Annotated in this window: 15 protein-coding genes and 1 pseudogene; 10 read left to right on the forward strand and 6 right to left on the reverse strand. The window is 74.0% G+C overall.

Annotated features, from left to right (window positions below):
- Positions 1–61 precede the first annotated feature (61 nt).
- The gene (locus tag ACVMYR_RS30160) at positions 62–1,468 is read left to right on the forward strand and encodes an arginase family protein (RefSeq protein WP_457123409.1); all 1,407 of its coding nucleotides are present in this window, start codon (positions 62–64) and stop codon (positions 1,466–1,468) included.
- A gap of 191 nt (positions 1,469–1,659) precedes the next feature.
- Here ACVMYR_RS30160 and ACVMYR_RS30165 read toward each other — a convergent pair whose 3' ends face one another.
- Positions 1,660–3,633 carry a penicillin-binding transpeptidase domain-containing protein gene (locus ACVMYR_RS30165; RefSeq protein WP_457123410.1) on the reverse strand — a complete coding sequence of 658 codons (1,974 nt, stop codon included), beginning with the start codon at positions 3,631–3,633 and terminating at the stop codon, positions 1,660–1,662.
- Positions 3,634–3,919: 286 nt separating this feature from the next.
- Here ACVMYR_RS30165 and ACVMYR_RS30170 point away from each other — a divergent pair, with 286 nt between their 5' ends.
- On the forward strand, positions 3,920–8,974 hold the full coding sequence (locus ACVMYR_RS30170; protein ID WP_457123411.1) for an NAD-glutamate dehydrogenase: 5,055 nt from the start codon (positions 3,920–3,922) through the stop codon (positions 8,972–8,974).
- A gap of 73 nt (positions 8,975–9,047) precedes the next feature.
- Here ACVMYR_RS30170 and ACVMYR_RS30175 read toward each other — a convergent pair whose 3' ends face one another.
- On the reverse strand, positions 9,048–9,773 hold the full coding sequence (locus ACVMYR_RS30175) for a class F sortase (protein WP_228986622.1): 726 nt from the start codon (positions 9,771–9,773) through the stop codon (positions 9,048–9,050).
- Position 9,774: 1 nt separating this feature from the next.
- Positions 9,775–10,641 (reverse strand): hypothetical protein, encoded by an 867-nt coding sequence (locus tag ACVMYR_RS30180; protein WP_457123412.1) that lies wholly within the window; start codon positions 10,639–10,641, stop codon positions 9,775–9,777.
- Between the two features lie 591 nt (positions 10,642–11,232).
- Between ACVMYR_RS30180 and ACVMYR_RS30185 the strand changes: the two genes are divergently transcribed.
- The gene (locus ACVMYR_RS30185) at positions 11,233–13,038 is read left to right on the forward strand and encodes a glycoside hydrolase family 6 protein (RefSeq protein ID WP_457123413.1); all 1,806 of its coding nucleotides are present in this window, start codon (positions 11,233–11,235) and stop codon (positions 13,036–13,038) included.
- A gap of 192 nt (positions 13,039–13,230) precedes the next feature.
- Here ACVMYR_RS30185 and ACVMYR_RS30190 read toward each other — a convergent pair whose 3' ends face one another.
- The 3 genes and pseudogenes from ACVMYR_RS30190 to ACVMYR_RS30200 all read right to left on the reverse strand — a co-directional run.
- A complete protein-coding gene (locus ACVMYR_RS30190) occupies positions 13,231–13,599 on the reverse strand; it encodes a hypothetical protein (protein ID WP_457123414.1) in 369 nt (122 codons plus the stop codon).
- A 210-nt stretch (positions 13,600–13,809) separates the two neighbouring features.
- Entirely contained in the window at positions 13,810–14,790 is a 981-nt protein-coding gene (locus tag ACVMYR_RS30195; RefSeq protein WP_457123415.1) for a hypothetical protein, read from the reverse strand.
- Positions 14,791–14,929: 139 nt separating this feature from the next.
- Positions 14,930–15,544: pseudogene (locus ACVMYR_RS30200) on the reverse strand (hypothetical protein); the annotation flags it as partial.
- A 300-nt stretch (positions 15,545–15,844) separates the two neighbouring features.
- Between ACVMYR_RS30200 and ACVMYR_RS30205 the strand changes: the two are divergent.
- The 7 genes from ACVMYR_RS30205 (at position 15,845) to ACVMYR_RS30235 (ending at position 24,430) form a co-directional block, all read left to right on the forward strand.
- Positions 15,845–18,250: a sensor histidine kinase gene (locus tag ACVMYR_RS30205; protein ID WP_457123416.1), complete on the forward strand. Its 2,406-nt coding sequence runs from the start codon at positions 15,845–15,847 to the stop codon at positions 18,248–18,250.
- A complete protein-coding gene (locus tag ACVMYR_RS30210; RefSeq protein WP_043966125.1) occupies positions 18,250–18,672 on the forward strand; it encodes a roadblock/LC7 domain-containing protein in 423 nt (140 codons plus the stop codon). The genes ACVMYR_RS30205 and ACVMYR_RS30210 overlap by 1 nt, the downstream gene beginning before the upstream one ends.
- A complete protein-coding gene (locus ACVMYR_RS30215; RefSeq protein WP_077938598.1) occupies positions 18,662–19,048 on the forward strand; it encodes a DUF742 domain-containing protein in 387 nt (128 codons plus the stop codon). Before ACVMYR_RS30210 ends, ACVMYR_RS30215 begins: the two co-directional genes overlap by 11 nt.
- Positions 19,029–19,628 (forward strand): GTP-binding protein, encoded by a 600-nt coding sequence (locus ACVMYR_RS30220; RefSeq protein WP_077938573.1) that lies wholly within the window; start codon positions 19,029–19,031, stop codon positions 19,626–19,628. The genes ACVMYR_RS30215 and ACVMYR_RS30220 overlap by 20 nt, the downstream gene beginning before the upstream one ends.
- Before the next feature lie 132 nt (positions 19,629–19,760).
- Positions 19,761–20,798, forward strand: coding sequence for a lactonase family protein (locus tag ACVMYR_RS30225; protein WP_077938574.1), 1,038 nt, complete (start codon positions 19,761–19,763; stop codon positions 20,796–20,798).
- Between the two features lie 175 nt (positions 20,799–20,973).
- On the forward strand, positions 20,974–22,716 hold the full coding sequence (locus ACVMYR_RS30230; protein ID WP_077938575.1) for a substrate-binding domain-containing protein: 1,743 nt from the start codon (positions 20,974–20,976) through the stop codon (positions 22,714–22,716).
- A gap of 229 nt (positions 22,717–22,945) precedes the next feature.
- On the forward strand, positions 22,946–24,430 hold the full coding sequence (locus tag ACVMYR_RS30235; RefSeq protein WP_077938576.1) for a sugar transferase: 1,485 nt from the start codon (positions 22,946–22,948) through the stop codon (positions 24,428–24,430).
- The last annotated feature ends 5 nt before the right edge of the window (positions 24,431–24,435 follow it).

Below are 24,435 nucleotides of genomic sequence, written 5' to 3' on the forward strand. Positions count from 1 at the left end.
CGTACGCCAGCGCGGGCCGGCGTTCGCCGGCCCGCCCGACCCACGAGGACGGGAGCCCCCGATGCGCCGGATCGCCGTCCTCGACGCGCCGTCCAACCTCGGGCTGCGCCCGCCCACCCCCACCGCCGTCCCCGGCTGCGCCAAGGCGCCGGGAGCGCTGCGCGACCAGGGCCTGCTCGCCCGGCTGCGGGCGCGCGACGCCGGCTGCCTCACCCCGCCCCGGTACGACCCGGGCGACTGGCGCCCCGGCGACGGCGTCTGCCACGCCCCGGAGATCGCCGCGTACTCGGCGGCGCTGGCCGACCGGATCGGGGCGATCATCGACCGGGGGGAGTTCCCGCTCGTCCTCGGCGGCGACTGCTCGATCCTGCTCGGCTCGGCGTTGGCGATGCACCGGCTCGGCGAGGCGGTCGGCGGGCGGATCGGGCTCGTCTTCGTCGACGGCCACTCCGACTTCCGGCACCCCGGCAACGCCTCGTACGTCGGCGCGGCGGCCGGGGAGGACCTGGCGCTGGTCACCGGGCGGGGGCAGGCCGACCTGGCCGCGATCGAGGGGCGGCGGCCCTACTTCCGCGACATCGACGTGGTGGTCCTCGGCATCCGCGCCCAGGACGAGTACCGCCTCGACCTCCAGGCCGCCGGCATCACCACCCGGCCGGTGCCGGCGCTGCGCGCCGAGGGTGCGGCCCGCACCGCCCAGTGGGCCCACGAGGAGCTGGCCGACTGCGCCGGTTACTGGGTGCACGTCGACGTGGACGTGCTCGACCCGGCGGTGATGCCGGCGGTCGACGCCCCGGACCCGGGCGGGATCGCCTTCGCCGAGCTGGAGATCCTGCTCGCCGGCCTGGTCGACACCCCGCACTGCCTCGGCGTGGAGCTGACCGTCTTCGACCCCGACTACGACGTCGACGGCGCGTACGCCGCCGAGATCGTCAACACGGTGGTGGCCGGGCTGGCCCCGGTGACCGCACCGAGCGCCGTGCCGCCGCGCCTGCTCCCGGCCGCCCCGGAGCCCCGCCTGGTGCCGGCCGCCCCGGAGCCCCGCCTGCCTCCCGAGTCGCGCCCGGTCCCGGCCCCGGAGCGGCTCCTGCCCGCCGGTCTCGCCGGTCCCGCCGGCCCGAGCGGTTCGGCCGCTGGTCCGCTGGCCGCCGGTGCACCGACCGACTCGTCGGCCGTCGGCGCACCGGCCGCTGGTCCGCTGGCCGTCGGCGCACCGACCGGCTCGCCGGCCGGGCCGGACGAGGTTGGGGGCGGGCCGGAGGGGTCGGCCGGGCTGGTGGACGATGTCGACCTCGTCGCGGGCTACCCAGCCGGCCCGACGGGTGCCGCCCCGCTGCTGGAGCCCGTCGGGCCGCCCGCCTCGGTCGGGCCGGGCCTGCTGCGCCGGGTCACCGGGGCGACCCCGGGCGACACCCCGCCGCCCCCCGAAGACGATGCCCCGCCCCGGCCGGCGGCCGGTATCGCCTGACCGAGGGCCCAGCCTCCTCGCCTCCTCGCCGCCCGCCTCCTCGCCGGCCACGGCGCGCCGCCATGTCGGCGACATGGGGGCATCCCGCCGCCCCGGATACCGCTATGTCGCCGACATGGCGGCTCAGCCTAGGCCCGGCCGCCGGCCCCGGCCGACAGGCCCGGCGGGCCGGCCCGTCAGGAGGCGGCCCGTCAGGAGGCGGCCAGGGCGCGCAGGAAGCGCTCGGCGATCGGGACCGCGCTCGACCCGCTCGACCCGCCCCGCTCCACGAACACCGCGAACGCCACGTCGCCCTGCCAGCCGACGAACCAGGCGTGGGTGTGCGCCGGGTCGTCGTCGTACTCGGCGGTGCCGGTCTTGCCGTGCACGGGCCCGCCGGGGACGTCCTTCAGGGCGGTGGCGGTGCCGGCGGTGACCACCTCGCGCATCATCGTGCGCAGCGGCTCCACCGACTCCGGCTTGAGCTGCGGCCCGGCGGGCGCGGCCTTGGCCGGGGCCGGGTCGACGACCAGCTTCGGCTGCTCCCAGCGGCCCCGGGCGACGGCGGCGGTGGCGGCGGCCATGGCCAGCGGGCTGACCACGGTGGTGCCCTGCCCGAACGCGGCGGCGGCCTGCTCGGCCGGTGAGCCGTCGGCGGAGACCTTGCCGGTGAACGCGTCCAGGCCGAGGTCCCACTCGGCCTCCAGGCCCAGGGCCCGGCCGGTCTCGGCGAGGCCGTCGGGGCCGAGCTTCGGGGCGAGCGCGGCGAACGCCGTGTTGCAGGACTTCGCGAAGTCGGTGCGGAACGGCACCGTGCCGAGGGCGAAGTTGTCGGAGTTCTTGAACGAGCGACCGTCCACCGTGAACGTCTTCGGGCAGGCGACCGGGCCGTCCAGGGTGACCGCGCCCCGGTCGAGCAGGCCGAGGGCACTGACCATCTTGAACGTCGAGCCGGGCGGCACCTGGGCGGTGAACGCGAGGTTCTCGCCGGCGGCCCCCGGGCCGTTCGCGGCGGCCAGCACCGCGCCGTCGCCGACCCGCACGGCCACCAGCGCGGCGCGCCGCTTCTCGCCGCGCAGGGCCGCGTCGGCGGCGTTCTGGGTGGCCACGTCGAGGGTGGTCCGCACCGCCTGGCCGGGCTTCGGCTCCTGCCGGAACAGCTCCGTGCCGGTCGGCGCGACGGTGCCGTCCGGCCCGGCCCGCTCGCTGATCACGGTGAGCCCGGGCGTGCCGCGCAGCCGCTCGTCGTGCCGGCCCTGGAGGCCGCCGTGGCCGACGAGGTCGCCCTGCCGGTAGCGGTCGGGGTGGGCGGCCAGGTCGTCGGCCTGGGCCTGGTCGACCGAGCCGAGCACCGCCCGGGCGAACTCCCGGGTCGGGGCCAGGTCGAGCTTCTCGGCCCGGAACTTCGTGCCGGGCAGGTCGTAGATGCGGGACCGGATCTGCCGGTACGCCTCTTCGCGCAGCGTCACCACCTCGACGAACGCGCCCGGGTCGGCGTCGGCGAGGCGCTTGGGCAGGTCGGTCAGGTCGACCGGCGGGGTGATGGCCGGCCGGACCGCCCGGAACGCCGCGTCGAGCTGTCGCGCCACGGCCTTGGCGTCGGTGACCTCGCTCGGTTGCAGCCCGACGCGGACCACCGGCCGGGGCGTGACGATCGGCTTGCCCGCGCCGTCGAGCACCCCCGCCCGGGGCGCGGCGTCGCGGCGCAGCGCCATCCGGTCGCCGTCGGTGAGCTGCTCGTGCACCACCTGGGGCTCCCAGATCACCCGCCACTGCCCGTCGTCGCCGGTGGTCAGCCGCACCTGCCGGTCGTACTCCCAGCGGGTGCCGCCCGGCAGGGCCCAGGCCACCCGGATCCCGGCGGTCGCGACGTTCGCGTCGACCTTCGGGTCGCCGGTGCGGCGCAGGACCGGCGGGGTGTCGGCCAGCTCGCCGGAGAGCTCGCGGAGCTGACGGGTCACGTCGGCGGCGGGGACCTTGAGCCCGGCCGGGGTCACGAAGCCGACGGCCTGCAGGTCGCCCTTGCCCCAACCCGACAGGAAGGCGTCGACGGTCGGTGCGGGGCCGTCGTCGGACGAGCAGCCGACCAGCGTGCCGGCGGCCAGGACGGTGGCCGCCAGCGCCGCGAGTGACCGCCGGGCGCGGGTGCGGGCGCTGCCGCGACGGATCGGGTGCGTCTGGTGCATACGGGCGGTCCCTCCGGATCTCCGACTGACCGTCACGGTAGTACGACCGTCGCCCGCGCACCGCCCCGCCGAGCCCGTCACGTGCGGGAAGACGTGCCCCGGGGAGGTGAGGAAGGTCGCGCGCCGGGGTACACCCCAGCCGGCCGACCAGGGATCTGCAACGGGTGAAAGGACGGAGTCCCGAACCGTACGTCCGGCCGTAGGTCCGACCAAAGCACCAATCGGGAGGGCCTAGGCTGGGCGGCAGAGTGACCCACAACGCGGTGGGTCGAGGGGAGTGGCACCGATGGACCGGCGTCCGGCGATCAAACCGGGACCCGACCTCCGGCAGGACGACACCGGCCGGGACGACAGTTTCGATTCGGCAACCGACGGGGACGGCTTCGGCCGACTCGACACAGGCGTGACCGGGATGACCGGTGCGAGCATCGACACCCTCTACGACCTCGGGCTGCCCGCAGAGGCGCTGGCCGACGACGTCGAGGACGCCGAGCTCGACGAGCCGGTCCCGAACGCCGAACGCCTGGTCGCCCAGGCCGTCGCGCTGGCCGGGGACGACCACGACGCGGCGACACTGGTCGGCCGCTTCTGGCGGTTCGCCCCCGACGAGGAACTGATCGGGTTCACCGCGGAGGAGATGCTCGACGCGGCCCGCGCCCATCGGGACCTCGCCCAGCAGCGGGTGCCGGGCGAGCTGAAGCTGCGCATCCACGAGCCGGACGCCGACCAGCACCACACGGTGATCGAGATCGTCACCGACGACATGCCGTTCCTGGTCGACTCGGTGACCGCCCTGCTCAACGCCCACCACCTCGACGTGCACCTGCTGGTCCACCCGCTGGTGGTGGTGCGCCGCGAGCCGCTGGGCCGCCTCGTCGAGGTCGCCGCCGACGTGGAGCCCGACGACTCGATCGACGGGGACCTCGTCGAGAGCTGGATGCGGATCGAGATCGACCCGGTCCGCGACGCCGCCGAGCGGGAGAAGCTGCGCCGCGAGTTGCAGCGGGTGCTCACCGACGTGCGGGAGGCCGTGGAGGACTGGCCGAGGATGCGCCAGCGCGCCCTGGCCCTGGCCGACGAGCTGGCCACCGCGCGCACCTCGGACAACCGCCCGCCGGTGCCGGAGAAGGACATCACGGACTCGGTGGAGCTGCTGCGCTGGCTCGCCCACGACCACTTCACCTTCCTCGGCTACCGGGAGTACCGGCTGGTCGACGCCCCCGGCGGCGAGGGACCGGCGCTGGAGGCGGTGCTCGGCACGGGCCTGGGCATCCTGCGGTCGGACTCCCCGGAGGCGCGGGCGCTGTCGTCGATGACGCCCGAGGCGCACGAGAAGGTGCTGGAGAAGCGCCTGCTGATCATCACGAAGGCGAACTCGCGGGCCACCGTGCACCGGTCGGCGTACCTCGACTACATCGGCTTCAAGGTCTTCGACGACGCCGGTCAGGTGGTCGGCGAGCGGCGGTTCCTCGGCCTGTTCTCCACGGCGGCGTACCGCACGAGCGTACGGGAGCTGCCGGTGGTGCGCCGGAAGGTGGCCGAGGTGCTGGACCGCTCCGGCCTGAGCCAGCGCAGCCACTCCGGCAAGGACCTGCTCCAGATCCTGGAGACGTACCCGCGCGACGAGCTGTTCCAGATCAAGACCGAGGACCTCTACCACGCGGTGATCGGCGTGCTGCGCATGGCGGGCCGCCGGCAGCTGCGGGTGTTCCTGCGCCGCGACGCGTACGGGCGGTTCATCTCCTGCCTGATCTACCTGCCCCGGGACCGGTTCACCACGCAGAACCGGCTGCGCATGCAGGACATCCTGCTGCGCGAGCTGAACGGCGTCGGGGTGGACTACACCACCCGGGTCACCGAGTCGATGCTGGCCCGGGTGCACTTCATCGTGCGGACGGACCCGACCCGCCCGCCGGGGGACATCGACGCGGACCTGCTCGCCGAGGAGCTGGCCGACGCGACCCGGCTGTGGGACGACGACTACCGCCTGGTGCTGGAGCGCAAGCTCGGCGACGAGCAGGCCAAGCACCTGTTCAGCCGGTACGCCGACGCGTTCCCGGAGGGCTACAAGGACGGGCACACGCCGTACGAGGCGATGAAGGACCTGGCGAAGCTGGAGCTGCTGGAGGAGCCCGGCCAGCTGGAGATGCACCTGTTCCGCAAGCAGCTCGCCCCGCGCGCGGGCGTCGGCCGGGACGCCGACGTCGACGAGACGATGGACGTGCGGTTCAAGGTCTACCGCTACGGCGAGCCGATGATGCTGTCGGCGGTGCTGCCGGTGCTGCACTCGCTCGGCGTGAAGGTGGTCGACGAGCACCCGTACGAGGTGGAGCGCGTCGACGGGCGGATCTGGCTGTACGACTTCGGGCTGCGGCTGCCCGAGGGGCACCAGGAGCTGGCCGAGGTGCGCCCGCACGTGGAGAACGCCTTCGCGGCGGCGTGGCGGGGCGAGGCCGAGGTGGACGGCTTCAACGAGCTGGTGCTGCGCGGCGGGCTCACCTGGCGGCAGGTGGTGGTGCTGCGGGCGTACGCGAAGTACCTGCGGCAGACCGGGACGGTCTTCTCGCAGGACTACATGGAGCAGACGTTCATCGCGTACCCGAGGATCGCCGCGCTGCTGGTGGAGCTGTTCGAGGTGCGGTTCGCCCCGGGCGAGGCGAGCGTCGAGCAGCGCCGCGAGCGCGGCGGCGAGCTGGTGGCGGCGGTCAAGGCGGCGCTGGACGACGTGGCCAGCCTCGACCAGGACCGCATCCTGCGCTCCTACCTCACCCTGATCCAGGCCACCCTGCGCACCAGCTTCTACGCCAAGCCGGTCGGCGGCCGGCCGAAGCCGTACGTGGCGTTCAAGCTGGACCCGCAGGCCATCCCGGACCTGCCGGCCCCGCGCCCGCGGTTCGAGATCTTCGTCTACTCGCCCCGGTTCGAGGGCGTGCACCTGCGCTACGGGCCGGTGGCCCGGGGCGGGCTGCGCTGGTCCGACCGGCGGGAGGACTTCCGCACGGAGGTGCTCGGCCTGGTCAAGGCGCAGATGGTGAAGAACGCCGTGATCGTGCCGGTGGGCGCGAAGGGCGGCTTCGTGCTCAAGCAGAAGCCGGGTGACCGGGACGAGGCGGTCGCCTGCTACCAGGAGTTCGTCGGCGCGATGCTCGACGTCACCGACAACATCGTCGCCGGTGAGATCGTGCCGCCCGAGGACGTGGTCCGGCACGACGCGGACGACCCGTACCTGGTGGTGGCGGCGGACAAGGGCACCGCCACGTTCTCCGACATCGCCAACGAGATCTCGGCGGGGCACCAGTTCTGGCTGGGCGACGCGTTCGCCTCGGGCGGTTCCGCCGGGTACGACCACAAGAAGATGGGCATCACCGCCCGGGGTGCCTGGGAGTCGGTGAAGCGGCACTTCCGGGAGCTGGGGCACGACACCCAGGCCCAGGACTTCACGGTGGTCGGCGTCGGCGACATGTCCGGCGACGTGTTCGGCAACGGGATGCTGCTCAGCGAGCACATCCGGCTGGTGGCCGCGTTCGACCACCGGCACATCTTCCTCGACCCGGACCCGGACGCCGCCGCCTCGTACGCCGAGCGGAAGCGGCTGTTCGACCTGCCCCGGTCGTCGTGGGAGGACTACGACGAGAAGCTGATCTCCGCCGGTGGCGGGATCCACCCGCGTACCGCGAAGTCGGTGCCGGTGTCGCCGCAGGTCCGCGCGGTGCTCGGGCTGGACGACGACGTCACCCAGCTCTCGCCGCAGGAGCTGATGAAGGCGATCCTGACGGCCCCGGTGGACCTGTTCTGGAACGGCGGCATCGGCACGTACGTCAAGGCGTCCTCGGAGACCAACGCGGAGGTGGGCGACAAGTCCAACGACGCGATCCGGGTCGACGGGCGGAGCCTGCGCTGCCGGGTGGTCGGCGAGGGCGGCAACCTGGGCTGCACCCAGCTCGGCCGGATCGAGTACGCCCTCGCGGGCGGGCGGATCTACACCGACTTCATCGACAACGCGGCCGGGGTGGACTGCTCCGACCACGAGGTGAACATCAAGATCCTGCTCAACACGGCGGTCGCCGACGGGGAACTGACCGTGCCGGAGCGCGACGAGCTGCTGGCCGGGATGACCGACGAGGTCGCCGAGCTGGTGCTGCGCGACAACTACGACCAGGCCCGCGCGATCAACAACTCGCAGGCGCAGGCCGCCTCGCTGCTGCCGGTGCACCGGCGGATGATCAACGAGCTGGAGCGTTCGGGCGCGCTGAACCGGGCGCTGGAGGCGCTGCCGCCGGACGAGGAGCTGGCGGCCCGCACCGAGACCGGGCTGACCGCGCCGGAGTTCGCGGTGCTGCTCGCGTACACGAAGATCGTGCTGGAGCGGGAGATCCTGGCTGAAGGGCTCGCGGACGAGGAGTGGACGACCGACGTCCTGGTCAACTACTTCCCGACGCCGATGCGCGAGCGGTTCGCCGACCGGATGGGCCAGCACCGGCTGCGCCGCGACATCGTCACCACCGTGCTGGTGAACGAGGCGATCAACCGGGGCGGCATCACGTTCGTCTTCCGGGTGGTCGAGGAGACGGCGGCGTCGGCGGCGGACGTGATCCGCGCGTACGTGGTGGTCCGCGAGGTGTTCGGGCTGCGCGAGCTGTGGGACGCGGTCGAGGCGCTGGACAACAAGGTCGACCCGGAGCTGCAGACCGCCGTCTACCTGGACACCCGGCGGCTGCTCGACCGGGCGGTGCGCTGGCTGGTGACCAACCGGCGTTCCCCGCTGGACGTGCCGGCGGAGATCGCCCGGCTGCGCGACGGGGTGGCCCGGCTGCTGCCCGGCCTGGAGAACCTCTTCTACGGCAGCGAGCGGGAGGGCATCGCGGCCCACATCGACGCGATGACCTCGCGGGGGCTGCCGCGCGGGCTGGCCGAGCAGGCGACCCGGCTGATGTACAGCTTCGGCCTGCTGGACGTGGTGGAGACGGCGGCGACCAGCGGCCGGGACGTCGGCGAGGTGGCCTCGGTCTACTTCGTGCTCTCCGACCGGTTCCGGGTCGACTCGCTGCTGTCGAAGATCTCCCTGCTGCCCCGGGCGGACCGCTGGCAGACCCTGGCCCGGATGGCGCTGCGCTACGACCTGTACGCCGCGCTGGCCGCGCTCACCGCGGAGGTGCTCGGCTCGACGCCGGACTCGCTGCCGCCGCTGGAGCGGGTGGAGCAGTGGGAGCAGTCCAACGCGACGTCGATCCACCGGGCCCGGCGGGCGATGGGGGAGTTCGACGACTCGCGGGCGGACCTCGCCGCGCTGTCGGTGCTGCTGCGCCAGATCCGCACGTTGGTGCGCACCTCGGCGGCCTGAGCCGGGTCGCGGGTGCGGGGCGCGGCCGGTCGGGCATCCGACCGGCCGCGCCCCGCACGGCCGAACCGTCCGGTCAGCCGGTCATCGTGGCGAACACGATGACGTTGTCCACGTAGCTGCCCGCCGCCTGGTCGAACTGCCCACCACAGGTGACGACCCGCAGGCCGGCCCGGTCGTTGGGTCCGTAGACCAGCTCGGTGGGGAAGGCGGCCTTCGGGTACGCCCGCACCTCGTCGACCGTGAAGGTGACGCGGCTGCCGTCGTCCCGGGCCACCTCGATGGTGTCTCCCGGTTGGAGCGCGCCGAGGGAGTAGAACACGGCGGGGCCGCCGACCTTCGCCGAGTCGACGTGGCCCACGACGACGGCGTTGCCGATCTCGCCGGGGCTCGCGCCCGGGGAGTACCAGCCGGCGCTCAACGCCTGCTCCAGCGGGGGAACCTGGACGGTGCCGTCCGGGTTGGTGCCCAGCGTCATGATCGGTGCGTCGACGCCGATGCGGGGGATCCTGATGGTGGTCGGGGTGGCCCGGGCCAGGCCGGCCGTCGGCTGTCCCCCGTCCGCCGCCTCCGTGTCGGCGTCGAGGGGCCCCTGACCGGCGACGTTCCCGCCGTCGTCCGTGACCCCACCGACGCGGTCGGGGTTGGCCTGGGTGACCGGCTGGGGCGGGCGGGGGGTGGGCGCGGCGCGCATGGAGGCGCCGACCATTCCGGCGCCCACCATGGCGAGCAGGACGACGACGGCCGCGCCGGCGGCGCGCCACGGTGTCCCGTGGCGGCCGCCGGCCGGTGTCGCCGTCACGTCAGGCGAGGGACCCATTGGCCCGCCGCCGCCGCATCAGCACGATGCCGCCGAGCGCCGCGGCGCCCATCATGCTCGCCCCGGTGGTGGCGAGCCCACGGTCGGTGCCGCCGGCCGCGCCGCCGTCACCGCCCTCGACGTGGCCGCGCGGGAGCACGACCAGCTCGCCCTCGGCGCAGGAGCCCTTCAGCTCGTAGCGGCCCGGGGCGGCGTCCTCGGCGACCTCCGCCTCGCCGTAGTAGACGAAGTCCTTCTTGTGCTCCCAGGACTTCTCCTCGCCGTACCCCTTGTCCTCGCCGTAGCTGGAGTCCTTGCCGTAGCTGGAGTCCTTGCCGTAGCCGGAGTCCTCGCTCGACCAGTCCTTCTCGGCCTTCTTCTCGGACTTGTCCCCGTAGCCCTTCTCGGCCTCCTGGTCGTGCTCGTAGCCGCTCCACTCGCCGGACGAGTCGTCGGCGGCGCCGCCGCCCTTGCCGCCCTTGGCCTTCTCGTCCTCCTTGGCCTTGGACTTCTCGTCCTCCTTGGCCTTCTCGTCTTCCTTGGCCCCGCCGTGCTCCTCGCCGGCCTTCTCCTCGGCCCAGGCGCCCTCTTCCTCGCCCTGGTAGCCGTGGTCCTCCTCCGCCGGGTGCAGCTTGACCTTGCCGGTCACCTCGGACCAGACGGCGGCGTGCTCCTGGGCCTCGGGGCAGATCTCCAGGATCTTGACCTTCTCGCCGGGCTTGACGACGTGCGGCTTGGCATAGACCTTGCCGTCGCGGGTCTCGCCGTCGTAGTGGCCGTCCGCGAACGCGATCCCCGGCGTGAACACCAGCAGGGACGCGCCGCCGAGCGCGGCACCCGCAACGACCTTCCCGAGCATCTTGTTTGCCATGACCTGCGTCACTCCATCCCTCTTCGTCCTGAGCCCGACGTCAGCCGAGCTACCCACGACGTTAGCCCTGTTCGCGAGCTATCAGGGGAAAGATTCGTGTTTTACAGTTTGCCTGGGCGTGAGGGGGAAGGCCGCTTAAGCGTGGTTGACGCCATGTGTCGGATGAATCGGGTCGGTCGACGGGGTTGCGACCGGCCGGGCGTTCCCGCACCCTTTCGAGGAGGGAGGGGCGCTCACGTGCGGCGTCCCGGTCGGCACCTCCGGTGCTCCGACGCCCTCACCGGGCCGCTCGTCCCCGGTGGGTGGGGCCACCCGGCATCGAACCATTGCCATGGAAGCGCTCCCATGCAAGAATTCCCTCACGCGGTACGGGGAGCCACACCGCGCAAGGCAGATGTCGAGGGCACCGGTTCCACCGGACGACGTCCGCCGCCCGACCGGCCGTTCCACGCGCCGGTCGCGCACCACCACCACACTGCCCGTCCGGGTCGGGCACCCCCGAAATCCCCCGTGGCGCCGTCGATGTCCTTTCGATGTCGCGCGCCGTTCCGCCGGGCCGCGAGTCCGGTCTCGCCCAAGGAGATCAGTGGCATGAGTATGAGGAAGAGACTGTCCGGCCGTCGCCGGGCGCTCGCACTGACCGGTGCGGGCGCGCTGGTCGCCGGCGGTCTGGTGACCATTCCGGTCACCGCGGCCCAGGCCGCGACCCAGTGCAGCGTCGACTACACCACCAACGACTGGGCCGGCGGCTTCACCGGCAGCGTCACCATCAAGAACATCGGCGACGCCGTCTCGTCCTGGAACCTCGGCTTCACCTTCCCGAACGCCAGCCAGAAGGTCGTGCAGGGCTGGTCGGCGAAGTGGAGCCAGAGCGGGCAGAACGTCACCGCCACGAACGAGTCCTACAACGGCTCGATCGCCAGCGGCGGCAGCGTGACCCTCGGCTTCAACGGCTCGTGGAGCGGCAGCAACCCGAAGCCCACCTCGTTCACCCTGAACGGCGTGGTCTGCAACGGCGGCACCACCAACCCCACCACGCCGCCGCCGACCACCACCCCGCCGACGACGCCTCCGTCCACGACGCCCCCGCCGACGACCCCGCCGCCGACCACCCCGCCGCCCACCACCCCGCCGGGGCAGAAGGTGGACAACCCGTACCTGAACGCCAAGGGGTACGTGAACCCGGAGTGGAAGGCCAAGGCCGAGTCCGTCGCGGGCGGCAACCGGGTGTCCAACACCCCCACCGCCGTGTGGATCGACCGGATCGCCGCCATCAACGGCACCCCGGACAGCAGCTCCAACGGGGCCATGGGCGTGCGTAACCACCTGGACGCCGCGCTGGCCCAGGGTGCGAACTACATCCAGTTCGTCATCTACAACCTGCCCGGCCGCGACTGCGCCGCGCTCGCCTCCAACGGCGAGCTGAAGCCGGACGAGCTGCCCCGCTACAAGACCGAGTACATCGACCCGATCGCCGCGATCCAGCGCGACTCGAAGTACTCCAGCCTGCGGATCATCAACATCATCGAGATCGACTCGCTGCCCAACCTGGTGACCAACACCTCGGACAAGCCGGGCGGCACGGCGACGTGCGACACGATGAAGGCCAACCGCGGGTACGTCGAGGGCGTGGGCTACGCCCTGGCGAAGCTGGGCGCGATCGGCAACGTCTACAACTACATCGACGCCGGCCACCACGGCTGGCTGGGCTGGGACAGCAACTTCAGCCCGAGCGCCACGATCCTGCGTGAGGCCGCCGGCGCGTCCGGCAGCACCCCGGCCAACGTGCACGGCTTCATCGTGAACACCGCGAACTACTCGGCTCTCAAGGAGCCGTACTTCAAGGTCACCGACACGGTGAACGGCCAGAGCGTCCGCCAGTCCAAGTGGGTCGACTGGAACTTCTACGTCGACGAGCTCTCCTTCGCCCAGGCGTTCCGCAACGAGCTGGTCTCCAAGGGCTTCGCCAGCAACATCGGCATGCTGATCGACACCTCCCGCAACGGCTGGGGCGGCTCCGCCCGGCCCACCGGCCCGGGTGCGATGACCAGCGTGGACACCTACGTCAACGGCGGCCGGGTCGACCGGCGCTTCCACGCCGGTAACTGGTGCAACCAGGCCGGCGCGGGCCTCGGCGAGCGTCCCAAGGCCGCTCCGGAGCCGGGCATCGACGCCTACGTCTGGGTGAAGCCCCCGGGTGAGTCGGACGGTTCCAGCACCGAGATCCCGAACAACGAGGGCAAGGGCTTCGACCGGATGTGCGACCCGACCTACACCGGTAACGCCCGCAACGGCAACAGCATGAGCGGCGCGCTGTCGGGTGCCCCGATCTCGGGTGCCTGGTTCCCGGCGCAGTTCGCCCAGCTGATGCAGAACGCCTACCCGCCGCTCTCCTGACCAGGCGGAAGGCCTACCGGCCGCCGCGGGAGTGAGGCACCGCGCCGGCAGGTTCCCCCCGGCCCCTGGTCCGACCGTCCACCGGTCGGGCCAGGGGCCCCCGCCTGTTCCTGGCCCGTCAGGTCCGGGCCGGTGTGTGCCTGGTCGGTGTGTGCCTGGCCCTCAGGCCCGAGCCGGTGAGGTGCGGGCCGGTCAGGGCACCGTCCGCTCCACCGCCGCCCGGCCCTGCTCGGCCAGGTCCCGGCGGGCCCGCTCGATGTTCTCCGGGGTCGGGTCCTGGCCCCGCGCCAGCACCAGGTCCTCCGGGTCCCACGGCTGCTCCGCGCCGGTGCGGATGTTGTCCCCGCTAGCACCCGTGCCCCCGCCGTACGGGTCGCCGAGCAGGTCCTCGGTCGAGCCGACCCCCTCCACGGCCTCCCCCGGCCCGGCGAAGGACGGGTTGTCCCGGTCGGCCCCGCCGCCGGTACGCAGCTGCGGCACCGTGCTCTCGTCGTCCACCGCCGCCGCCACCTCGGGGCTCTCCTCCAGCGGTCGCCCCGCGTTCGGTTCGCGCTCCGTCATCCTGCTGCCCTCCTGTGCGCCAGGTGCTGCCTGATCCCCCTGGCGTACCCCGCAGGGCCGGGGGCATGCCGACGACGCCGGACCCCGGTCGGCCCCGCTCGTCGCCCCGGTCGGCTGCTGTTCGCCGCGAACGGGAACTGTCCAAGAATCAGAGGGCGGACGCCGACGCGCCCCGGCCGTGGTCGGCCGGGGCGCGCGCAGCGGGGACGGTCAGCGGCCGAGCACCCGGTCCAGGAAGTCGCGGTACCCGCGTACCGCGATCCGGAGCTGCTCGGTGTCGTCGTCGCCGGTCTGCTGCCAGTCGCCCAGCTTGTTCTTCTGCTCCGCGAGCGCGGCGGCCAGCGCTTCGATCGCCTCCCCGACCAGCGACTCGGCCTGGCCGGCGGCGGCCCGGGGGTCGTCGACGAAGCGGAGCTGGACGTCGCGCCAGCGGTCCCGGAAGCCCTGGGCGGTGCCGGGCTCGAAGAGCGTGGCGGCGTCCTCGGGCACGGCGCCCGTGGTGGGCCGGGCCGCCGCCGTGACCGCGGCGACGCCGTCCCGCGTGTGCGCGCCGGCACCGTCACGTGCGTCTGCGCCGACACCGAGGGCGGACGGGGCGTCGTCCCGCGCGTCCGGGTCGGTCATGCCGGGCTCGGGTCGGCCGTACCCGGCCGCGCCGGCAACCACCGCGCCGGTCTGGTCGCGGTCCGCGCCGGCCCGCCCGTCGACCGCGTGGCGGGCCCCGGTGCGCCCGTCTCCCGGCTCGTCGGTCGTCCACCGGGACCGGTCGTGCAGCCGGTCGGCGGCGGTCGGGTCGGCCCGCTCGTCGTCGAACGCGTCCGTCCTGCCCGGCGCGCCGTCGCCCGGCCGGGCGGTGTCCTCGCCGCGCGGGTCCCGCTCGTCCTCGGGGCGGCCGCTGGCCATCGCCGAGGCCGCGACCGCGCCGCCGACCGTGGTCGCCCCGAACGCGGTCGGCAGCGGGGCCGGCTCGTGGAACTCGGGCGCGCTGTCGCCGCGCTCGTCGGCCACGGCCGGGTCGTCGAAGGTGCCCCGGTCGTCCAGCACGTCCTCGGGCACCTCGGCGCGGCCCTCGACGTCCCGGCCCCGGCGGGCCGCCGCGTCGCCGGTCGCCCCGCCCGGGGGCGGCACCGGCACCGGCGCGGACCTGACGGCCTCGGGGTGGTCGCTGCTCACCTGCTGCTCCTGGCGCATCTGGCTCTCCTCAACGGCTCGTGACGTCGTGCGGACGGTCGACCGGCGTCTGCTCCGCCTCCCGGGACGCGCTGTCCGGCTGGCGCTGCTCCGGGTGGTGCTGCTCGGGCCGGCGGTGCTCCGGGCGCGGCTGGTCCAGGTGCTGCTGGTCCGGGTCGCGCTGCTCGGGGACGCGGGCGCCCACCGGGTCCGCGCCCTGCCCGGGGACGGGGGCGCCCACCGGGTCCGCGCCGAGCAGGTCGGCGAAGAGCGCCCGGTAGTGGACGACGGCCTGGCGCAGATCCTCGGTGCCGGCCTCGCCGCGCTCGTTGCGCAGCCGGATCTCGTGGGCGTCCCGGTAGTGGGAGAGGGTCCGGGCGTGTTCGACGGAGAGGTGGGCGATCTGGTCGGAGAAGTCCCCGGTCGGGTACCCGCGCTCGGCGACGAGCCGGCCGACCAACTCGTCCGCGTCGCTGACCGTCTCGGCGGGGGAGTCGACGAAGCGGACCTGGAGCTCCTCCCACGCCGCCGCGTACCGGGCCCGGGACTCGGGGGTGAGCGGGGTGAGCGTCAGCTCCGCGTGCCGGCGTTCCCGGTCCCGCAGCTCCCGCTCGGCGTCGGCGCGGCTGTCCCGCTCGGCGACCACCCGGTCGTACTCGGGCCCGAACCGGGACCGCAGCGCGCGGCGGCGGGCGACCTGCCGGCCGACGACGGCCAGGGCCGCGACCACCACGAGTACGACGAGAACTATGACGATTACCTGCGTGGGCGACATGGCTCCTCCTTCGTCCCTCCGGTATTCCCTCCGGTCGCTGATCGCCAATCCCGATCCGGGCGACTTTCCTGGGCGATCGGCGGATGCCGGGTGACGGATGGGGGGTTCCCGCCCTGATGGGTCCGGACTCCGATACAGCGGAGCGTGCCGGGGCGAGCGCACCGGGCGAGAGGCCGGTACCGCATCCGCCGACGATTACGTATCCTGCCCAAGGCGCCCGTGCCGGTGCCCCGGTGCCAGGGCGGCGAAGCCTGGCCGGTGCCGGTGCCACCCGCTGCCACACGTTCCGGGCGAGGTCTGATGAACACCCGCGACTGGCCGATCCGCTCGAAGCTGACGGCCCTGGTCGTAGCGCCGGTCAGCGCGCTGCTGGCCCTGTGGATCTTCGCAACCACGCTCGCCTTCGGCCCCGCGCTGGACCTGCTCTCCGCGGGCACCCTCCTCTACGACTTCGGCCGGCCCGGGGAGACCGTCGTCGCCGAGCTGCAACGCGAGCGGCGGCTGACCGTGGTGCAGCTCGCCGGCACCGCCGAGCTGCCGGAGCTGACCGAGCAGCGGCGACGCACCGACGTCGCGGTCGCCGAACTGCGCCGCCGGGTCAACGGTGAGCGACTGCGCGACGCCGCCGGCGACCTGCTCGACGCCCGGCTCGACGGGCTGCTCGGCGCGCTGGACGCGCTGCCCGCCGGCCGGGGGTTCATCGACCGCCGCCAGGTGGACCGGACGGGCGCGATCGGCCTCTACAGCGGCATGGTGGGCGCGGCCTTCCAGGCGTTCACCGCGCTGGCCGCCCTGCCCGACAACGACCTCAACCGGCAGGCGCTGGCGTTGACCGCGCTCGGCCGGTCCCGGGAGCTGCTCGGGCAGGCCGACGCGCTGCTCGCCGGGGTGCTCGTCACCGGGCGCTACGCCACGGGCGAGCACACCCAGCTCGTCCAGGTCATCGGCAACCAGCGGTTCCTGACCGAGACGGCGGTGGCCGACCTGCCGGCGGACGACCGGGCGGCCTACCAGCGGCTGGCCGAGAGCGAGGCGTTCGTCCGGTTGCGCGTCCTCCAGGACGAGCTGGTGCGGGCCGATCCCGGCCGGGCGCCGCGGCTGGACGCCCGCGCCTGGGAGACCAGCCAGGAGGCGGTCCAGCGTGGACTGCGCGACTTCGAGCTCACCCAGGCCGACGCGATCGCCGACCGGACGGTGCCGGTGGCGGTCGGCATCCTGGCCCGGCTCGGCGTGGCCGGCGTGCTCGGGCTCGCCGCGATCGTGGCGTCGGTGCTGTTCTCGCTGCGGGTCGGCCGGTCGCTGGCGCGGCGGCTCACCGCCGTGCGCGACGCCGCCCTGGAGATGGCCGAGCGCCGGTTGCCGGACGTGGTGACCCGGCTGCGCCGCGGCGAGGACGTCGACGTGGCCAGGGAAGCCCCGCCGCTGCAGTACGGCGAGGACGAGATCGGCCAGGTGGGGCGCGCGTTCACCGAGGTGGGCCGGACGGCCGTCCGTTCCGCCGTGGACGAGGTGACCCTGCGGCGCGGGCTCAACGAGGTCTTCCTCAACATCGCCCGGCGCAGCCAGGGGCTGGTGCACCGGCAGCTCGCCCTGCTGGACCGGATGGAGCGCCGCGTCGAGGACCCGGACGAGCTGGCCGAGCTGTTCCGGGTGGACCACCTGGCCACCCGGTTGCGCCGGCACGCCGAGGACCTGGTGATCCTCGCCGGGGCCGCGCCGGGCCGGGGCTGGCGCAATCCGGTCGCGATGGTCGACCTGGTGCGGGGCGCGATCTCCGAGGTGGAGTCGTACGACCGGGTCGACATCGCCGACGTGCAGCCCGCAGCCACCGTCGGCCGGGCCGTCGGCGACGTCATCCACCTGCTGGCCGAGCTGATCGAGAACGCCACCGCGTTCTCCCCGCCCGGCACCCGCGTCACCGTGCGGGGGCAGAGCCTGCCCAACGGGTACGCCGTGGAGATCATCGACCAGGGGCTGGGCATGTCCGCCCCGGCGCTGGAGGAGGCCAACCGCAGGCTGGCGACGCCGCCGGAGTTCGACCCGGCCGACAGCGCCCGGCTCGGGCTGTTCGTGGTCGCCCGGCTCGCCGCCCGGCACGGTGTCCGGGTGCAGCTGCGGCCGGCAGCCCAGGGCGGGGTCACCGCCGTGGTGCTGATCCCGCACGACCTGGTGACCAGCGAGCCGCCGCCCGGCCCGCCCGGCAGGCGGGAGGCGCAGGGCGCGGCCGACGACCGGCGGATGGCCAAGGTGACCCGGCTCAACACGCTGCCCCGGCCCCGGTCCGCCCGGATCACCCGGGAACGCGGCGACTCGTCGACGGCCGTGGTGCCGCTGGTGCCCAGCCGCTCCGTGCCGGCCGATCCGGGCGGCGACGGCGACGGCCTGCCCCGGCGGGTGCGCCGGCGTGGCCCCACCACCCGCCCCCGGCCGACGGCCCAGGACGCCCCGGCCCCGCGCGCCCCGGAGGAGGCCCGCCGGCTGATGTCCGCGCTCCAGGCCGGCACGGCCCGGGGCCGCCGGGACGGTGCGGCCGGCACCACCGCCGCCGACCTGCCCGCGGTCGGCGACGGCACCGCCCCGCCCGCCGCCGCCCCGATCTCGCCCGCCGCACCCACCCCGACCACCGCCGCCGACGCGACACCGGAACCGGACGCCCCGGCGGCGCCCCCGCAACAACCCACGACCGCAACTGAGAGGGACGCCTAGTGGTGCACACGACGAAGCCGAACGTCGATCTCGACTGGTTGCTCGACGAGCTGGTGGAGCGGCTACCAGCCGCCCGTGAGGCGGTGGTGCTCTCGGCGGACGGGCTGCTGCTCGGCGCCTCCGCCGAGCTCGACCGGACGGCCGCCGAGCACCTCTGCGCCCTGGCCTCCGGCTTCTCCAGCCTGGCCAAGGGCGCCAGCCGGCACCTCGCCGCCGGCGGGGTGCGGCAGACGGTGGTGGAGATGGAGTCGGCGTACCTCTTCGTGACCGCCGCCGGTCAGGGCGCGTGCCTCGCGGTCGTCGCCGAGGCCGACGCGGACATCGGGCTGGTGGCGTACGAGATGGCGATGCTGGTGATCCGGGTGGGCGAGAACCTGGCGGCGCCGGTCCGGGCCTCCTCGGGTGGGGCCGATGCGGGCTGAGTCCCCGGGGCCGCAGCACGAGTGGTTGGACGGCGACGCGGGCCCGGTCGTCCGGCCGTACACGCTGACCGGCGGGCGGGTCCGGCCGCCGGTCGGCCTCGACCTGGTGGCGTTCGTGCTCGCCGGCCGGAGTGCGGACCCGGCGGCCCACCCGCGGCTGCACCCGGAGCACCGCCGCCTGGTGGAGCTCGCCCGGCGGCCGGTCCCGGTCGCCGAGCTGGCCGCCGAGCTGGACCTCGCGGTGGGTGTGGTCCGGGTGCTCGTCGGCGACCTGCTCGCCCGTGGCCTGGTCTCGGTGCACGAGCCGGCCGGCACCGCGTTCCTACCCGACGACAACATCCTCAAGGCGGTGGTCAATGGACTCCGTGCGCTATGACCGGAACGGGTCCGGGGTGCGGATCCCGCTGGCCCTGAAGATCCTCATCGCGGGCGGCTTCGGCGCCGGCAAGACGACGCTGGTGAGCGCGCTGAGCGAGGTCCGGCCGTTGCAGACCGAGGAGGTCCTCACCGGCGCCGGGATCGGCGTGGACGACCTCTCGGGCGTGGAGGGCAAGTCCACGACCACGGTGGCGATGGACTTCGGCCGGATCACCATCAACGAGGACCTCCAGGTCTACCTGTTCGGCACCCCGGGACAGGACCGGTTCTGGTTCCTCTGGGACGAGCTGGCCTTCGGGGCGCTCGGGGCGGTGGTGCTCGCCGACACCCGCCGGCTGGCCGACTGCTTCCCGTCGATCGACTACTTCGAGCAGCGGAACATCCCGTTCGTGGTCGGGGTGAACTGCTTCGACGACGGCCGCCGGTTCAGCCTGGACGCCGTACGCCAAGCCCTGGACCTCGACCCGGGCGTGCCGCTGTTGTTCTGCGACGCCCGGGACCGGCAGTCCGGCAAGCTGGTGCTGATCTCCCTGGTCGAGCACGTCGCCCGGCAGCGCGGCGAGCCGGTTCCGGCCTGACCCGGCCGCGCGGGCAAGGACCCGGAACGACGTGGGTAGGGATCCGGACCGACGCGGGTAAGGACCCGGGGTGACGGGCACGGACGGCGGGCCGGGACGGCCGGCGACGGACAACAGCGGAAGGCGGACCGGATGACCGGGCAGCAGACGATCGTCCACCTCGGGTGCTACACGGCGGCCAGCGGCGGGCGGGGCGAGGGGATCGTCGCCGCCCGGCGTGACCCCGTGACGGGCGCGCTGACCCCGCTCGGCACCGCCGCGGCGACCCCGTCGCCGTCCTTCCTCACCCGGCATCCCACCCTGCCGGTGCTCTACGCCGCCAACGAGCTGCCCGAGGGGGAGGTCAGCGCGTTCCGGGTCGGCCCGGACGGCGACCTGACCCCGCTCGGCTCGCGCGGCACCGGCGGCGGCGAGCCCTGCCACCTGGCGGTCACCTCCGACGGCGGGCACCTCGTGGCGGCCAACTACGGCGGCGGGAGCCTGGCGGTGTTCCCGCTCGACCCGACGGGCGCGCCGGGCGACCGCAGCGACCTGGTGGTGCACGCCGGGCACGGGCCCGACCCGCAGCGGCAGGAGAAGGCGCACTGCCACATGGTCTCCCCGGCACCGGACGGCGGGCCGCTGCTCGCCGTCGACCTGGGGACCGACTCGGTCTACCGGTACGACCTCGACGCGGCCTCCGGGCGGCTGGTGCCCCGGGCGCCCCGGGTGCACGCCGCACCCGGCTCCGGCCCCCGCCACCTGGCCCGGCACCCCGACGGCCGGCGCTGCTGGCTGGTCGGCGAGCTGGACGCCACGGTCACCGCGTACGAGCTGACCGCCGACGGGGCGCTGCACCAGCGGGGCCGGGTGGACGCCAGCACCCGCGCCGGGCACGTCCAGCCCTCCGAGATCGCCGTCGGCGTGGACGGGCGCTTCCTCTACGTCGGCAACCGGGGCGTCGGCACGGTGTCGGTCTTCGCCCTCGCCGGAGAGCTGCCCGAGCCGGTGGCGGAGGTGGAGACCGGCGGGGAGTGGCCCCGGCACTTCGCGCTGACCGGCCAGCACCTGTACGTCGCCGACGAGCGCGCCGACATGGTCCGGGTGTTCCGGGTGGACGCCGCGACGGGGGTCCCGACGCCGGTCGGGGAGCCCGTGGCGCTGCCCAGCCCGACCTGCGTCCTGCCGTGACCGCCAGCGGTTCCGGCCCTGATCAGGGGCGTGTCAGCGACCTCGGGGCACCGGGTCGTCACTCAGCGTAGGAAAAGTGATGACATCTGTCTCTCCTGAGTAACTTTCGTCCGAACGGACGTGGCAGTACCAGCAGCGGGTCCGCAAGATGGTCACCGTGTCAGGCCGCCATCGCATGCAGTCAGGTATCCGCGGAGCGGGCGCAGTCGCGTCGGCGACGGCGCTCGTCGTCGTCATCGCGGGTGCCTGGTTCGGCTACCGGGGGCTGGTCCAGCCCGCCTGTTCGGGGCAGGTCCAGCTGTCGGTGGCGGCGGCCCCCGAGCTGGCCCCGGCGGTACAGGCCGCCGCAGCCCAGTGGATGGCCGACGGGGCGGCGGTCGGCGGCACCTGCATCGCCGTGAACGTCTCGGAGTCCGAGCCGGTGGACGTCGCCGCCGCGGTGGCCGGCAAGCACGGGGTGCAGCTGGCCGGCGTCGGCCAGGCCAGTGGCACGGCGGTCACCCCGGACGTGTGGGTGCCGGACTCCTCGACCTGGCTGCTGCGGCTGAAGAACGCCGGGGCCACCGCGTTCGCCCCGAGCAACGGCGCGTCCATCGCCCGCAGCCCGGTGGTGGTGGCGGTGCCCGAGCCGGTCGCCGAGACCCGGTTCGGCTGGCCGGAGAAGAAGCTGACCTGGACCGACCTGCTGCGCCAGGTGAGCAGCAGCAAGCCGATCCGCGCCGGGATCGTCGAGCCGACCCAGGACGCGGCCGGACTGTCGGGGCTGCTGTCGCTGACCGCCGCCGCGAGCGGGGCGGGCGGCGACGCGCAGCAGGCGACCACGGGGGCCCTGCGGGCGCTGGCCACCGGCCGTTCCGCGCTGCGCGAGGACCTGCTGGCCCGGTTCCCGCGTTCCTCCGACCCGACGGCGATCGCCTCCGGCCTCGGCGCCGCCGCGCTGTCGGAGGAGGACGTGATGGCGTACAACGAGCGGAAGCCGCCGATCCCGCTGGCGGCGCTCTACCTGGAGCCGTCGCCGATGCCGCTGGACTACCCGTACGCGGTGCTGCCGGGCATCGAGCCGGCGAAGCAGGCCGCCGCGAAGGTGCTGTTCGAGGTGCTCACCACGCCGGGCTTCCGCAACCGGCTGGCCGAGCGGTCGCTGCGCGCGCCGGACGGCAACTGGGGCGACGGCTTCAAGGCGCCGCAGGGCGCGCCGAGCCCGGCGGGTGGGGCGGCGACCGCGCCGGCGCCGGGTGGCAACGGCGCGGGGGGCCTGGACCCCGTCGCGATAGAGCGTGCCGTCTCCAGCTGGTCCATCGCCACCCAGTCCGGGCGCATGCTCTGCGTCATCGACGTCTCCGGGTCGATGAAGCAGCCGGTGCCCAGCGCCAACAACGCCACCCGGGAGCAGGTGACGGTCGCGGCGGCCAGCCGGGGCCTGAACCTCTTCGACGACTCCTGGTCGATCGGGCTGTGGACCTTCTCCACCGAGCTGGTCGGCAGCCTCGACTACCGGGAACTGGTGCCGATCAACCCGCTGTCCAGCAACCGCAGCCGACTGGAGCAGGGGCTGGCCACGATCCGGCCCTCCAGCGGCGACACCGGCCTGTACGACACGATGCTGGCCGCCTACAAGGCGGTGCAGGAGGACTGGGAGCCGGGGCGGGTCAACTCGATCGTGCTGTTCACCGACGGCAAGAACGAGGACGCCAACGGCATCTCCCAGCAGAAGCTGCTCGCCGAGCTGAAGCGGATCGCCGACCCGGACCGGCCGGTGCAGGTCGTGATCATCGGCATCGGCAACGACGTCAGCAAGTCCGAGCTGGAGTCGATCACCAAGGTCACCGGCGGCGGCAACTTCGTCACCGAGGATCCGACCAAGATCGGTGACATCTTCCTCAAGGCGATCGCGCTCCGCCCGAACGCGCCTCGCTGACCGTGCACCATACTGAGTCCCGAATCAGCGACGGTGGCTCGCCGCGCGGGAAAACCGTTGCGCCAAGCCACCTGTCGCACCCGTCCGCCAGCAAACTGACGGCAATACGTCCGAAGTAGTTGGTGGCCATAGTTGTTAAGAGAAGATGTCGAGGTGCTCCGGCGCCGTCGGTCCCGTTGGGGAGACCGAGCAACGACCGGGGCCTTTCTCAGCAGAGTGGGGAGGGCCGGTGACGTCGGCGACGCTGTTGACCGCCACCAGGACGCCGCCGCGGCCTGGGGCTGACCGGGGCGGGCCCGTGGCCCGCGTCGACGAGCGGGCGTACGTTCGCATGCTGGTCGTGCTGGACACCGCCGTCCTGGCCGTCGCGGTGCTGATCGGCTACGTCGCCCGCTTCGGCGACGAGGAGCCGGTGGGCTCGAAGATCCCGTACGTCGTGGTGGCCCCCGTGCTGCTGCTCACGTGGCTGCTCTCGCTCAAGGTCCTGCGCTGCTACGACGACCGGGTGCTGGGCTACGGCGCCGACGAGTACCGGCGGGTCGGCAGCGCAAGCCTGCGCCTCGCCGGCGGCACCGCCATCGCCGGCTACATCGCCGACGTCGGCGTGTCCCGGGGCTTCCTGGCCATCTCGTTCGCCGTCGGCATGCTGGGCCTGGAGGTGGCCCGGTTCGCCGCCCGCAAGCGGCTGCACCGGGCCCGGTCCCGGGGGCGCGGCTGGTCCCGCAAGGTCCTGGTGGTCGGCGACACCGCGCACGTGCTGGAGCTGGTCCACCAGCTGCGCCGCGAGCCGTACGCCGGCTACCACGTGGTGGGCGCCTGCATCCCGGACGCGCTGCTCGCGCCGGTGCCGCAGCGGCTCGGCGACGTGCCGGTCGTCGGCTCGTTCCGGGGCATCCCCGAGGCGGCCACCGCGATCGGCGCGGACACCGTGGCCGTCACCGCCTCCGGCGAGCTGACCGCGACCCGGCTGCGGCGGCTCGGCTGGCAGCTGGAGGGCACCGGCGTCGACCTCGTCGTCGCGCCTGCGCTCACCGACGTGGCCGGCCCCCGCATCCACACCCGGCCGGTCGCCGGCCTGCCCCTGATCCACGTGGAGGCCCCCGAGTTCCGGGGGGCCCGCAAGCTGGTCAAGGGCTTCGTCGACCGGTCCGCCGCCGCCGTGGCGCTGGCCCTGCTGCTGCCGCTGCTGGCCGTGATCGCCCTGGCGATCAAGCTCGACAACCGGGGCCCGGTGCTGTTCCGGCAGACCCGGGTCGGCCAGGGCGGCCGCGAGTTCGGGGTGTTCAAGTTCCGCACGATGGTGGTCAACGCCGACGCCCTGCTCGCCGAGCTGACGACCCGCAACGAGACCGACGGCCTCATGTTCAAGATGCGCGACGACCCCCGGGTGACCCGGGTCGGTCGGGTGTTGCGCAAGTGGTCGCTCGACGAGCTGCCCCAGCTCGCCAACGTGCTGCTCGGGCAGATGAGCCTGGTCGGCCCGCGCCCGCCGCTGCCCTCCGAGGTGGCCCGCTACGACGGCGACGTGGCCCGGCGGCTGCTGGTCAAGCCCGGGATGACCGGCCTCTGGCAGGTCAGCGGCCGGTCCGACCTGAGCTGGGAGGACGGCATCCGGCTCGACCTCTACTACGTGGAGAACTGGTCGCTCGCCGCCGACCTGACCATCCTGTGGAAGACCTTCGGCGCAGTGGTGCGCAGCCGGGGCGCGTACTGACCGGT

This window comes from Micromonospora sp. PTRAS2, from assembly GCF_054052245.1.

What these genes read in the sequence shown, in the direction of transcription:
- ACVMYR_RS30195 (WP_457123415.1), bottom strand. Translation starts at nt 14,790, where the DNA reads ATGCGCCAGGAGCAGCAGGTGAGCAGCGACCACCCCGAGGCCGTCAGG.
- ACVMYR_RS30205 (WP_457123416.1), top strand. Translation starts at nt 15,845, where the DNA reads ATGAACACCCGCGACTGGCCGATCCGCTCGAAGCTGACGGCCCTGGTC.
- ACVMYR_RS30230 (WP_077938575.1), top strand. Translation starts at nt 20,974, where the DNA reads ATGCAGTCAGGTATCCGCGGAGCGGGCGCAGTCGCGTCGGCGACGGCG.
- ACVMYR_RS30215 (WP_077938598.1), top strand. Translation starts at nt 18,662, where the DNA reads ATGCGGGCTGAGTCCCCGGGGCCGCAGCACGAGTGGTTGGACGGCGAC.
- ACVMYR_RS30170 (WP_457123411.1), top strand. Translation starts at nt 3,920, where the DNA reads ATGGACCGGCGTCCGGCGATCAAACCGGGACCCGACCTCCGGCAGGAC.
- ACVMYR_RS30220 (WP_077938573.1), top strand. Translation starts at nt 19,029, where the DNA reads ATGGACTCCGTGCGCTATGACCGGAACGGGTCCGGGGTGCGGATCCCG.
- ACVMYR_RS30160 (WP_457123409.1), top strand. Translation starts at nt 62, where the DNA reads ATGCGCCGGATCGCCGTCCTCGACGCGCCGTCCAACCTCGGGCTGCGC.
- ACVMYR_RS30225 (WP_077938574.1), top strand. Translation starts at nt 19,761, where the DNA reads ATGACCGGGCAGCAGACGATCGTCCACCTCGGGTGCTACACGGCGGCC.
- ACVMYR_RS30165 (WP_457123410.1), bottom strand. Translation starts at nt 3,633, where the DNA reads ATGCACCAGACGCACCCGATCCGTCGCGGCAGCGCCCGCACCCGCGCC.
- ACVMYR_RS30185 (WP_457123413.1), top strand. Translation starts at nt 11,233, where the DNA reads ATGAGTATGAGGAAGAGACTGTCCGGCCGTCGCCGGGCGCTCGCACTG.
- ACVMYR_RS30180 (WP_457123412.1), bottom strand. Translation starts at nt 10,641, where the DNA reads ATGGCAAACAAGATGCTCGGGAAGGTCGTTGCGGGTGCCGCGCTCGGC.
- ACVMYR_RS30190 (WP_457123414.1), bottom strand. Translation starts at nt 13,599, where the DNA reads ATGACGGAGCGCGAACCGAACGCGGGGCGACCGCTGGAGGAGAGCCCC.